Origin of the sequence: Paenibacillus arenosi (assembly GCF_014841135.1) — a bacterium.
Lineage (GTDB): Bacteria > Bacillota > Bacilli > Paenibacillales > Paenibacillaceae > Paenibacillus_B > Paenibacillus_B arenosi.
Genome location: NZ_JACYTN010000003.1, coordinates 383,379 through 396,091 on the forward strand (window position 1 = coordinate 383,379; position 12,713 = coordinate 396,091).

General features: G+C 46.3%; 12 protein-coding genes. 10 read left to right on the forward strand and 2 right to left on the reverse strand.

Features of this window, described 5'->3' with window-relative positions; genetic code table 11:
* The first annotated feature begins 49 nt into the window (after positions 1-49).
* On the forward strand, positions 50-1,174 hold the full coding sequence (locus IFO66_RS07635; RefSeq protein WP_192024553.1) for an aminomethyl transferase family protein: 1,125 nt from the start codon (positions 50-52) through the stop codon (positions 1,172-1,174).
* Between the two features lie 9 nt (positions 1,175-1,183).
* Entirely contained in the window at positions 1,184-3,637 is a 2,454-nt protein-coding gene (locus IFO66_RS07640; protein ID WP_192024554.1) for a beta-ketoacyl-[acyl-carrier-protein] synthase family protein, read from the forward strand.
* Positions 3,638-3,753: 116 nt separating this feature from the next.
* Here the strand turns inward: IFO66_RS07640 and IFO66_RS07645 are convergent, their stop codons facing one another.
* A complete protein-coding gene (locus tag IFO66_RS07645) occupies positions 3,754-3,897 on the reverse strand; it encodes a hypothetical protein (RefSeq protein WP_192024555.1) in 144 nt (47 codons plus the stop codon).
* 189 nt (positions 3,898-4,086) lie between these two features.
* Here IFO66_RS07645 and IFO66_RS07650 point away from each other — a divergent pair, with 189 nt between their 5' ends.
* From IFO66_RS07650 to IFO66_RS07675, 6 genes are all read left to right on the forward strand, one after another.
* Positions 4,087-4,827: a Calx-beta domain-containing protein gene (locus IFO66_RS07650; RefSeq protein WP_192024556.1), complete on the forward strand. Its 741-nt coding sequence runs from the start codon at positions 4,087-4,089 to the stop codon at positions 4,825-4,827.
* Positions 4,828-5,140: 313 nt separating this feature from the next.
* Positions 5,141-6,241 (forward strand): redox-regulated ATPase YchF, encoded by a 1,101-nt coding sequence (gene ychF, locus IFO66_RS07655; RefSeq protein WP_192024557.1) that lies wholly within the window; start codon positions 5,141-5,143, stop codon positions 6,239-6,241.
* 81 nt (positions 6,242-6,322) lie between these two features.
* Positions 6,323-7,396 carry a peptide chain release factor 1 gene (gene prfA / locus IFO66_RS07660; RefSeq protein WP_192024558.1) on the forward strand — a complete coding sequence of 358 codons (1,074 nt, stop codon included), beginning with the start codon at positions 6,323-6,325 and terminating at the stop codon, positions 7,394-7,396.
* The gene (gene prmC / locus IFO66_RS07665) at positions 7,393-8,307 is read left to right on the forward strand and encodes a peptide chain release factor N(5)-glutamine methyltransferase (RefSeq protein WP_192024559.1); all 915 of its coding nucleotides are present in this window, start codon (positions 7,393-7,395) and stop codon (positions 8,305-8,307) included. Before prfA ends, prmC begins: the two co-directional genes overlap by 4 nt.
* Positions 8,308-8,722: 415 nt before the next feature.
* Positions 8,723-9,442, forward strand: coding sequence for a stage II sporulation protein R (gene spoIIR / locus IFO66_RS07670; RefSeq protein WP_192024560.1), 720 nt, complete (start codon positions 8,723-8,725; stop codon positions 9,440-9,442).
* A gap of 473 nt (positions 9,443-9,915) precedes the next feature.
* Positions 9,916-11,247, forward strand: a complete 1,332-nt coding sequence (locus tag IFO66_RS07675) for an L-threonylcarbamoyladenylate synthase (protein ID WP_192024561.1) — start codon at positions 9,916-9,918, stop codon at positions 11,245-11,247.
* Positions 11,248-11,258: 11 nt separating this feature from the next.
* On the opposite strand, the gene IFO66_RS07680 is transcribed toward IFO66_RS07675, so the two are convergent.
* On the reverse strand, positions 11,259-11,417 hold the full coding sequence (locus IFO66_RS07680; protein WP_192024562.1) for a hypothetical protein: 159 nt from the start codon (positions 11,415-11,417) through the stop codon (positions 11,259-11,261).
* A gap of 68 nt (positions 11,418-11,485) precedes the next feature.
* On the opposite strand from IFO66_RS07680, the gene IFO66_RS07685 reads away from it, so the two are divergent.
* On the forward strand, positions 11,486-12,043 hold the full coding sequence (locus tag IFO66_RS07685) for a manganese efflux pump MntP (RefSeq protein WP_192024684.1): 558 nt from the start codon (positions 11,486-11,488) through the stop codon (positions 12,041-12,043).
* Between the two features lie 63 nt (positions 12,044-12,106).
* Positions 12,107-12,697 (forward strand): low molecular weight protein arginine phosphatase, encoded by a 591-nt coding sequence (locus IFO66_RS07690; RefSeq protein WP_192024563.1) that lies wholly within the window; start codon positions 12,107-12,109, stop codon positions 12,695-12,697.
* Positions 12,698-12,713: the final 16 nt, after the last annotated feature.

A 12,713-nucleotide genomic window follows, 5' to 3' on the forward strand; every position in this document is an offset into this window, starting at 1 on the left:
CCAACGGTAACAGATTAACGCTCATACTATGATGAAATCGGGTGATCACATGATAAATGTATTGAACATGTCCGAATTAACAAAAAGTTTAGCTGAGCACGGGGCACTACGTGATGAATCAGGATACGGTGTAATTGCCACCTTCCAAGGCGCAGAACATGAATATCATGCATTGCGCAATCATGTTGGCCTAATTGATTTGTCCGCATCAGGTCTTTATTTAATTAGTGGGGAAGACTTTGTTGAGTTCGTTAGCTCATTACTAACAAAGGATATAGAATTCCTTGATATAGAAAAAACAGTGACGAGTCTAATGTTGGATGAAGATGGTCAGATCATCGATATGGTAAGTGTATATCGTTTGGAACAGGCCATTCTTATAGAGACCTCTGCAGCAAGACGGGACAAAGTTGGAGCTTGGCTCGCTGAGCGTAAAAGCGATGGCGTGGAAATTGAGCACTGGAATGCTTCAAGAACGATGATCGGATTTGAAGGGCCTTATGCTTGGAAGCTTGCACAAACGATCGTGCCATTTGATATTTCTTCGGTTCCGTATCAAGCATTCGTTGAGATCGAGCTAGAGAACGAGCCGATTGTATTTATCCGCAGTGGATTTACGGGTGAGTATGGATATAAGATCATCGTTCCGCATCATCAAGCGATGTCTACTTGGACACAACTGAAAGAATGGGGAGAGGAAGAGGGAGAGTTAGAGATTAAGGTGGAGCCTGTTGGTCTCGAAGCGCTTGAGATTGCCATGTTAGAGGTGCGCCAGCCTTGTGCTCAAGTTGAAGGTAATGGATTGACGGTTTATGAGGCGGCTGTGCAATGGTTTGTAAGTTATCATAAGGAAGAGTATGTAGGTTACAATGCTTTGCAGCAGCAGCTTCAACAGGAGAGCAAGCAGCATCTCGTTGGTTTTACAGCGGCTAATGCTTTATCTCTTCAAATCGGGAACGCTGTTATGTTGTCCAGTAATAAGGTGGGTCGTATCGTTCAGCTTGTATACAGCCCTACACTTGAGAAAAAGCTTGGCTTAGCTTTGTTGGATGATGCTTGTGCCGTATCTGGAATTGAGTTGGAAGGTATTAATGAAGCTGGGGAATCTGTTGTGTTGCATACGGTATCTTCTCCTTATGTGCTCCCAAAATCATGGTCCATTAAGATGATATGAGGTGATCCTATGGCAAACGATCAGGTTCAGATTGCGATAACTGGTGTCGGCATCATCTGTGCAAATGGACAAAACATTGATCAGTTCTGGCGCAATGTGACAGCTGGTCAGAGTGGGATACGACTCGTGACAACGATTGATACAGCAGAGCTTGATGCTAAGCTAGGTGGTGAGGTTGATGGTTATCTTCCTGAAGACTACTTCTCTACCGAAGAACTCCAGCACCTAGATCGCGCTGGTCAATTCGCAGTCATTGCAGCGCGTGAGGCTGTGCAAAGAGCAGGGCTCGATATAGCTAGCTTTGATCCTTATCGACTCGGCATCGTACTGGGTACATGTTTAGGTGGATTGAGAAGCGGGGAAGCGTTTCATGAACAATGGATTACTCAAGGGTTGGAGCATGCAGAAGAGCATTTGTTGATGAAATATCCAATGCATGCCCCTTGCGATAATATAGCACATGATCTAGGTTTGAAAGGGCCGCGAAGTGTTATTGCCAACGCCTGCGCGGCGGGTACAAACTCGATAGGTTATGCAGCTGACATGATTCGGATGGGTACAGCAGATATCATGCTTACTGGTGGCGTTGATCCGTTGGCACGTTTGTCCTATAGCGGCTTCAATAGCTTGCAGGCATTGAGTGCTGGAGCTTGCGCACCGTACAGCACGAGTGCGGGTTTGAATCTAGGTGAGGGTGGAGCCATCCTCGTACTAGAGCGTATGGATGTAGCCTTGCAGCGCGGTGCTACGATTATTGCTGAGGTACTCAGCTATGATCTTTCCGCTGATGCGTATCATCAAACAGCGCCTGAACCGGGTGGGGCCGGTGCGCTGCGTTCGATGAAAGGCGCACTTAGGCGTTCTGGTGTTACGGTAGAGGATGTTAGCTATATTAACGGACATGGCACAGGGACGCCTGCAAATGATTCTTCTGAACCGAAGGCCATGCGTGCTCTCATTCAGGATCAACACGTTCCGATTTCGTCGACCAAATCGATGGTAGGGCATATGCTGGGGGCTGCTGGAGCAGCAGAATCCATTGTGTCTGCATTGGCCATACAAGATGGTTATATACCGCCTACGATCAACTTTAATGCTGCTGATCAGAAGTTCGATTTGGACTTTATTCCGAATGAAGGTCGGGACACAGATGTACAGGTGGCGCTCTCCAATTCATTTGCATTTGGTGGGAATAATGCAACCATTTTGCTCGGGAAGTCTAAAGAACCGTCTGGAGAAAGCTTATCTTCTGCTCGTAAAAAGGTTCTTATAACAGGAGTTGGCGGACTAGCTGGGAATGCTGCTACTATTCAGCAACTGCAAGAGCTGATAGATCGTGGTGAGAGTGGAATTAGTCCGATTCGACTATTCGATTCGAATGCGTATCAGCTTCATGAGGCTGGACAAGTCCCTGAACTTGCATATGCGAAGATGATCAATCCTAGCCTGCTGCGCAAAATGGATACGATTAGCAAGCAAGCTGTAGCAGCTGTGAAAATGGCATTGCTGGATGCAGGGATCGTTGTCAATCGTGCGAATCAGGAGCAAATAGGCGTTATATTTGCGACAGGGACAGGCCCTATTGAGACGGTCGATGCCTTTAATCGTGCAATTATAAAAGATGGTATTAAGGCGGCCAATGCGAAGCTATTCCCGAATACAGTTACGAATGCACCTGCAGGCCATATCGGGTTGAATTTTAATATTAAAGGGCCTACATCTACAATCGCGGCGGGCGGTACTTCATTTATTAATGCGCTCTACTATGCAAATGCCATGATCCAGCTTGGTCAATGCAAGACGGTGCTCGTTGTTTCATCAGACGAGTTCAATGAACCGTTATTGGCTGGGTACCAGCGTGTTTCCGGCTATTTGAGTAAAAGTGTTATTCGTCCGTTTGATAAACATCGAGACGGAGCGGTATTAGGCAGTGGAAGCTTTTGTTACATTGTTGAGAGTGAAGAAGCGGCTCTTGAGCGCAATGCAAATGTGCGTGCTGAGTTAAAGGGATTTGGCATGACATCCGATGTTCGTTTGCTAGGCGGCATCAATCCGAGGGGAACAGAATGGGCGGATAGCTTCCGCGCTGCCCTTCATCATGCGGATTTGTCTGCTTCGGACATTGACTATGTTGCAGCAGCAGCTTGTGGGCACCGTATATTTGATTATGCAGAGGCTCATGCTCTTAATCGTGTGTTCGCTGGTTCGGTTCCTGTGAGTGCACCTAAGTCTTACTTTGGTGAAACACATAGTACGGCAGGAGCTATCGGTTTGTGGACAGCGCTGAATGCTATGCAAACGGGTCGTATCCCTGCTACGCTTCATTTGAATGAGCCATTGCAAGGTGTGGATGTGGATTTTGTTACAAGTGAGCGTCAAGAAGCGACGGTTCGCCACGCGATGATTAGCTCTTTTGCCTACGGCGGTAGCTACAATTCATTGATTGTAGGTAGGTACGAATAAATAGGAACCTCGAACGCGTTAGGCAGGCGTTCGAGGTTTTTTCGCTATGCGTCTAATAAACGGACTTATACTTATTGTGTTGAGTTAAGGCAGCAATGGTGAAGGGAGAGCCTTCGCTAATCTGTCTTCTTTGGCTTTTGTTGAAAAGGAACCGCTGTTTTAGCTTGCTCCAACGTATCATTGACGAATGCCATATCTTGATTTTTGGCATGCATTTGGGTCGTGCCTTTATAATTGCCGCGATGAGACTTGTTTTCCATACCTATCATCCTTTCGATACATTTTGTATAGTCCATTAGTTATGTTTCTATGGTCGCATATTGTCGCAGTAGTAAGATGCAACTAGGATAAAAAAACTATACGTTTTCATTGACAATGATACGATTAGTATCGTACTATAGTCTCGTTACATATTGTATCAATTTAATAAGGTGAGGAGGAATAGTGCGATGTCTAGTTCTGTTTTCTATGATGTGAACAGGCGATTATTAGTTTCCTTATTTGTACTTGTGCTTGTAGTTATGGGGGTCGTTGCACCGTCTCAGGCTTATGCTAATAAAGCTCCTGAGCAAGCAAATGTGAAAGCCGTTTATGTATGTTCGGACAACAAAGGTTTTGACAAATGGCGTGTATCAAATCATAGTAGTTCTGTTATTAAGGTGAATTGGTTTACAAAAGGTATGTCTGGTTTTGAGGATAGTGGCTTTGAAGTTTTGCAGCCAGGCAAATCGAACGATGTGTTTTCCGTGAAAAGTGAAAAGCGAAATGATCAAGTAACACTCACCATTAAGGATGAGAACTACAGCAAGACATTGACAACTGCGATAACAGATCGAAAAGCTTGTGGTGAGACGGAACAACGCGGCAAGATCCAGTTCAGCAAACCCAATACGTCTGCAGTTGAGGGAGACACTATTAAAATTGCTGTAGAGCGGGTTGGCGGTAAAAAAGGTACAATAGAAGCGACGATGTGCTTCTGCAGTGGTTCTGCGAAAGCAGGAAAAGATTTTGTAGATACGATCTTCACGGTTACCTTTAAAGATGGTGAGACTAGCAAAGTGTACGAACTGCCTCTTGTTGAGGATAATCAACCTGAAAAACGGGAAAACTTTATAGCACTACTGCAAGGGGACAATGAGGTTCTAGGTTTCAGACGTTCCATGGTTTTATTTATTACAGATAATGATTAATGCAGAAGTTGATGCTGTAAATAAGCGAGAGTTAATTCGCAGATAAGCATGGTCGTTTTTAAAAATGGCACACGGCCTTCCTTATTTAGCAGAATATGTAGAGAAGTCGGAAAAAATCTAGTCGATGACTAGGTTTTTTTTGCGTTGTTGGTTATAATGGTTAAGGAATTTTTGCAGGACGTAGTAAGACACGTCTGGATACGTTGTTAAGGGAACATGTTGTTCTAGTGAACTTATGTTTTTTATTACAGGCATAAGTGTGCACGGATTGATTGGATACATGACATGATGATGAGAAGGAGAGATATTTGATATGGCACTTAAGGCAGGTATTGTCGGACTTCCGAACGTAGGTAAATCTACACTATTTAATGCGATTACACAAGCGGGGGCAGAATCTGCGAACTACCCGTTCTGTACGATTGATCCAAATGTAGGGGTTGTAGAAGTTCCGGATGAGCGTTTGGTAAAATTGACAGAGCTGGTTACACCTAACCGTACCGTTCCAACTGCTTTTGAATTCGTTGATATCGCTGGTATCGTGCGCGGTGCGAGCAAAGGTGAAGGCTTGGGCAACAAATTCTTGGCTCATATTCGCGAAGTGGATGCGATTGTTCACGTTGTTCGCTGCTTCGAAGATGAGAACATTACACACGTTGATGGAAAAGTTGATCCGATCAGTGATATCCAAACGATTAACCTTGAGCTTATCCTTGCTGACTTGGAGTCTGTTGAGAAACGCCTTGAGCGTTCCAAGAAGAACTTGAAGAGCGGAGACAAGAAAATTGCTTTGGAAGTAGAAGTGTTGGAGAAGGTAAAAGAAGCTCTTTACAACGATACGCCTGTGCGCGGTATCGAGTTGACTGAAGACGAGAAGGTTGCTATTCGTGAGCTTCATTTGTTAACAATTAAGCCTGTGTTGTATGCAGCTAATGTAAGCGAAGATGAAGTGGCATCTGCGGAAGATAACAAGTATGTTGCAAAAGTTCGTGAGTTTGCAGCAGCTGAGAATGCAGAAGTTGTTCCGATCAGCGCAAAGGTAGAAGCAGAGATTGCTGAGCTGGAAGGCGAAGATCGTGACATGTTCCTTGAAGAGCTTGGCTTGGAAGAGTCCGGATTGAACCGTCTTATTAAAGCAGCGTATCGCTTGCTGAACTTGTACACATACTTCACTGCTGGTGTACAGGAAGTTCGTGCTTGGACGATTCGTAAAGGTATGAAAGCACCTCAAGCGGCTGGTGTTATTCACACCGACTTCGAGCGCGGCTTTATCCGTGCAGAAGTTGTATCTTATGATGATTTGGTTGCTGGCGGTTCTATGAACGTGGTGAAAGAGCAAGGTAAACTGCGTCTTGAAGGTAAAGAGTACGTTGTTCAAGATGGCGATGTTATGCACTTCCGCTTTAACGTTTAATAAATAGCCATTGTAAACGGCTTAGTCCAAATAGATGATTTTGATATATACACAATAATTGTGAGGAGAGGTGAACGTTTCATGTTAGATCGTTTGCAATCGTTGGCTGATCGTTATGATAAGCTGAGCGAGCTACTATGTGACCCGGATGTCGCTAATGATTCTAAGAAACTTCGCGAATATTCGAAGGAGCAATCTGATCTTCAGCCAACTTATGAAGCATATACGGAATATAAGTCCGTCATGTCTGAGTTAGAAGCGGCTAAGACGATGATGCAAGAGAAGCTCGATGATGAAATGCGCGAAATGGTAAAAATGGAGATTGAGGAGCTTTCCGCTCGTCAAAAAGAGCTGGAAGAACGTATTTTCATCTTGCTCTTGCCGAAGGACCCTAATGATGATAAGAACGTAATCGTTGAGATTCGCGGTGCAGCTGGCGGTGACGAAGCGGCTTTGTTCGCGGCAGATCTCTATCGTATGTATACTCGTTTTGCAGATTCACAAGGCTGGCGTACAGAGCTTATGGAAGCAAACGTGAACGGCTTGGGTGGCTTCAAAGAGGTTATCTTTATGATTACAGGTAAAGGTGCCTACAGCAAAATGAAGTACGAGAGCGGCGCACACCGTGTACAACGTATTCCAGTAACGGAATCCGGCGGACGTATTCATACATCGACTTCTACAGTGGCGGTTATGCCGGAAATTGATGATTTCGAGATTGAAATTCACGATAAAGATATCCGTGTCGATACATTCTGTTCCTCTGGTGCAGGCGGTCAGTCGGTTAATACAACGAAGTCTGCGGTACGTGTAACACACGTTCCAACGGGCATTGTAGCACAGTGTCAGGATGGTAAGTCGCAGCACGAAAATAAAGACAAGGCGCTTCAAGTTCTACGCGCGCGTATTTACGACATTAAGCGTCAAGAGGAAGAAGCGAAATATGCGGGAGAACGTAAGAGCAAAGTAGGTACAGGTGATCGCAGTGAGCGTATCCGTACGTACAACTTCCCACAGAGTCGTGTTACGGATCACCGTATCGGCCTCACGCTGCATAAGCTTGAGACAGTTATGAATGGCGATATGGAAGAGATTATCCAAGCATTGACTGTAACAGAGCAAGCGGAAATTATGGAGAGAGAGAATCAAGGATGAGTGAACGGAACTTGATTGACGGACCGTTACAGCCGTTCTCTCTTATTCCTCCACTAACGATAAGAGAAGCCTGGGTACAGGCTTCTTCTTATTTATCTGAATCTGGTGTGGAGGACGCTGGTCACCACGCAGAGCTACTGCTGAGACATGTGCTCGATTGGGAGCGCGTGACGTATTTGATGCGAATGCAAGAAGAACTGCCTGCAGCGAGCTGTGAAACATACCGTGAAATGATCGAGCGCCGTGGCTGTGGAGAGCCGACTCAATATATTATTGGAGAGGCATATTTCTATGGTCTAGGCTTCCGAGTAACGCCAGACGTCCTGATTCCTCGTCCAGAAACGGAATTGCTTGTGGAAGCCGTACTGGAAGAGGCGGATCGCCTATGGGGAGCGACAGCATCCATTCGTGCAGCGGATGTTGGTACAGGCAGTGGCGCTATTGCTTGTGCATTAGCATCAGAGCGTCCTTCTTGGCATGTTAGGGCGGTCGACATATCTACCGCGGCTTTGAGTGTGGCACGCTCCAATGCGCAGCAGTTGGGCGTGGCAGAGCGTTTGGAGTGGCTGGAAGGCGATTTGTTGTTGCCCCTTGAAGGTCTGGAGCTGGATGTTCTCGTATCGAATCCTCCATATATCCCTGATGAAGATCGAGAAGGATTAATGCGTGAAGTGCGTGACTATGAACCGCATACTGCTCTGTTTGGTGGTCAAGATGGTCTGGAACCGTATCGACGCATGATGGCGATGCTTCCTCGACTTGCTGCATTACCGCGCATTGTTGCTTTTGAGCTTGGGCGTGGACAGGCGCAGGATGTTGCCGCGCTCGTACGTGAAGCAGGTTATCCGCATATCCGTATCGTTAACGATCTTGCAGGGATTGAACGTCATGTGTTAGGTATTCTCGATTAGAAATGTTTAGCGATAAGAATATTAATGCTCAATATACTTATTGCGGTAATATTGCATGAGTTAAAGGCTCTTAAATGCTAGATAGGCGGGCGATGCTCGCCTATTTTTTATTATACGGATGCGGTCCCTTTTCTAGGACAAATCTATCGATTTGTACGTAAGGAAGAGACGGTGTTGAGGGTGAGGAGATGAGAGTGGGGGATGTACATTACAGTGAAGCCCAGTAAATCCCTGCATGCTGAGTGGAGAGCCATCATGTACATTAGCCTTGCTTAGCTGAGAAGTATCGATGGTAGAGTAAGAGAGTGCAAAAGAACAAAATATTTTTTAATAGTTTCATAGGTTTAGCGTTGAGAGGTTGGGGACATAATGATGGCTAAGAGGCGCGCCCAACCTCACAAGGAGCATAACCGTTATGAAACGTCGCACTTGGCTGAACATGCTGATGCTGACAGCTTTGACTGTTGGTATCGTGATGAGTTGGGATGGAAATGGAACGAATGCACAAGCAGTACAAACTTCAGAAGCTATTCCGGAAGATGCTATCCGACTTCGCATATTAGCACATTCAGATAAAGAAACGGATCAGGCTGTGAAGAGACAGGTGCGTGATGCTGTCGTCGAAGGGATGAATGGTTGGCTAGAAGAAGGAAGCACGCCGCGTTCCCGTGAAGAGGCAAGAAATTGGATTGAATCACATCTCGAACAAATTCAAAACATTGCAGATGAAGTGGTTACGAAAGCGGGATATTCTTATGGAGTAAAGGCCGAATTGAAGGTTGTTCCGTTCCCTGCGAAGTTATATGGAGGTCAAGCTTATCCAGCTGGCAACTATGAGGCTTTACGAATTACGTTAGGTAGTGGTGAAGGTCAGAACTGGTGGTGTGTATTGTTTCCTCCATTATGTTTTGTAGATGGTACACAAGGCACAGCTGTCGCAGCTGAGGCGGAAAAGGCAGAAGCAGTTGAAACTGCCAATCAGAAAGAAGCAGGGAAGTCGTCAACGCAATTGGAAGGAACTACATCTGTAGGAGAAGAAGCAGGTACATCAGATCGGGAAGTTCGTTTTTTCTTATGGGATCTACTTGTGTCCATTTTTGAGTGGATAGCTAACGTAGCTAAGTCCATATTTTAAATTTCGATGTAATATGCATGATGGATATACCGGCATGCTTTAGTAAGAGAATGAGTCTGGTTAAACCAGTTGTTACGAGTTCTAAGCGTCCTAAGGAATTGGATAATCATTGTTTCATGGCTATCATTTCATTTATAATAAATCTAGTTCAGTAATGTGAGATATACAGTCGAGAGTCGCTAAGCGAAAGTACGGAATGCAGAGTGTCGCAGAGACTGTTTTGTATAGTAAGAATGACTTGTTCTAAGCAAGAACCATTGCAGCAGGACATGAGGGTTTAATATGAATAACAAGATCCGAGAGAAATGACAGGAAGATGCCGCTGATCCCGGCATCTTCTTTATTACGGTTAGGCTTTTCTTGACGATAAATATAGCGTTCAGCAGTGAAAATAGATTAGTTTGGCAGCGCAGTGTCTGTTGATAAATAGGATATGTACATGTTGTACAAAGTGACAGGAGGCAATAGGCATCATGAAAATAAATAATGAGGATCCTCAATACAGCGGATCTGGATTGCTGCCGGAAGAGAGAACAAAAGTATGGCAACTGCAAGGCACAGAACCAGCGATAGCAGAGCAGTGGATTCATGAAGCGGCATTGTGTTTGGCGGAAGGGAAGACGGTCGCTTTTCCAACAGAGACTGTGTATGGCTTAGGTGCGGATGCTACATCTACCGAGGCGGTTGAATCTATTTTTATGGCAAAAGGAAGACCATCTGATAATCCACTTATCGTGCATATCGCGCATCGAGAACAGCTTGATGATCTCGTACAGCCGTATAATGAGCTTGCCCAGCGACTCATGGAGCGCTTCTGGCCAGGACCATTAACATTGGTCCTGCCTGCACGCTCTGGTGCAGTTTCCCCGCGTGTGACGGCAGGCCTATCAACGGTAGCGGTGCGTATGCCGGATCATGAAGTTGCACTTCGTCTTATTGCTGCGTCGGGGAAGCCGATTGCGGCACCGAGTGCCAACCGTTCAGGTCGGCCGAGCCCAACGCGAGCCGAGCATGTTGTGACGGATTTGGCTGGGCGAATCGCAGGTGTTGTCGATGGTGGTTCAACGGGAGTTGGCGTAGAGTCTACCGTTGTGGAACTTGATGGTGATCGTATCCATGTGCTGCGTCCAGGCGGTGTAACGCTTGATATGTTAGCAGAGCTTGGTACACCTGTTACGGTTGATCGTGCAGTGGACCCGACATTAGTAGGTGTTGAGGTTGTTCTGAACCATATCCATTCGGGCAAAGAAATCATCCCAACAGAGTCTGCAGTGGCAGAAAATGAAACAGTAAGCAGCATAGGATTTGAGAAGGAAATAGTGAACATAAATGGTGCAGATATAGAGCAACTGCAACTGCCGGCGCGCCAATTGGTTGTAGAACCTACAAAGGATAGTCAGGTTACTGTATCAGCGGCAGAGGCGGTCGCTCCACGCTCGCCGGGCATGAAATATGCTCATTATGCGCCGCAAGGCACGATGTATCTCGTGCAAGGCGATGATGATACCGCTGTGTCGGCTTACATTCAAGCCGACCTCGACGACGCCAAGCAGCGCGGTGAGAAGACAGGCGTGCTCACATTCCATGAGCATGCCACACGTTACCGCGCAGACGTCGTCGTAGAGCTGGGCAGCTTGCAGCAGCTAGAGCAAGCTGCCCAACTGCTGTACGATGCGCTCCGCCGCTTCGATGAAGCGGGCGCAACGTACATCGCCGCCGAGACATGTCCGGCCGAAGGAATCGGCTTGGCGGTCATGAACCGCCTCGTAAAGGCCGCCGGACACCGTCTCGTCCGCGTGCCATAACGCACGCGTCCTTATACGCCTTTCGTTCCAGTAGGAACGATGGCGACCCAAACCGAGCAGGCCAGCGCCGCAAAAGATGGCGTTCCTAGCATCGTCGCATTTTTCGCGCAAGGCGATGCTACAGCGGTGAGGTCGTTCGCGCTCTGTGGATTGCAGGCCTGCTCTGTCATGATTCCCTCCTTGTCCGCATAGGCTGAATTAGATATCGGACAAGGAGGGGAAGTTCTTGGGAGATATAATGGCTGTTCCGTTTGGCCAACTGATGACCATTATGATTATGGCGCTAGCGCTCGGTTGCGATGCGTTTTCTCTCTGTCTAGGTATCGGAATGCAGGGAATGCGGGCGATTGATATGGTGCGTATAAGTATTAGCATCGCTCTTTTTCATATAGCTATGCCATTGCTAGGACTCTTAACAGGAGCCTATATGAGTGTGGTATTTGGACAAGTTACAAGTTATGCGGCTGGGGCGCTTTTGCTCTTGCTGGGCATACATATGATATATAGTACGCTGAAAGGTGATTCTGCGGGATTGTTTCATACAAGCACTTGGTGGGGAACCTTACTATTTGCGTTAAGCGTCAGCGTGGATTCATTTTCGGTCGGTGTTTCACTTGGCATGTTCCATTGGAACTTGTTCCTCACAGTCATGTTATTCGGCATATTTGGTGGAATCATGTCTATATTGGGATTAAAGCTGGGGCACCTTGTTGGCCAGCGTATAGGTGAGTATGGTGAGGCAATAGGAGGAGCGGTGCTGCTTATCTTTGGTATTCTTTTTTTGATTCCATCGTAGAATCGGGTACAATAGATATAAAGAGCGCTTGAGCGCACGAAAATGCACCGTGGAGGGACAACGATGACACGCATCTTATTTGTATGCACTGGTAACACATGCCGCAGTCCAATGGCAGAATCCCTGCTGCGTCATATGGCGTCTCAACGTGGGATCGCGGTTGAAGTACGCTCGGCAGGAGTAGCAGCAACGGACGGCATGCCGATGTCTAGGCACGCACAGACGGTGCTCTATGAACGGAATATGTCGAATGAATCTTTTGCCTCCCGTTCTTTGGAAAAGGCAAGTATAGATTGGGCGGATATTATACTAACGCTTACCGCGAGTCACAAACAACATGTGATCCACAAATTCGAGGGTGTCGCTGATAAAGTTTTTACGCTTAAGGAATATGTGGAGGAGAACGATACGTCCAGTCAGAAAGAGCAGTTCCATCAAGAGCTGCATTCGCTGATGGCAGAATTGCAATTGAAGTTGTCGATGGGAGAACAGCCTTCTGAACTGGAAATTGCAAGAGTCTATCAACTCCAAGCACGCATGCCTAATTTGGATATTCAGGATCCATATGGCGGAAACTTAGAACAATATCAATTGACGGCAGAAGAGATTCGATCCGCTTTAGAACGTGTTTTGGACAAGCTTGATCAAAAATAAATTGAATTTGTTATCG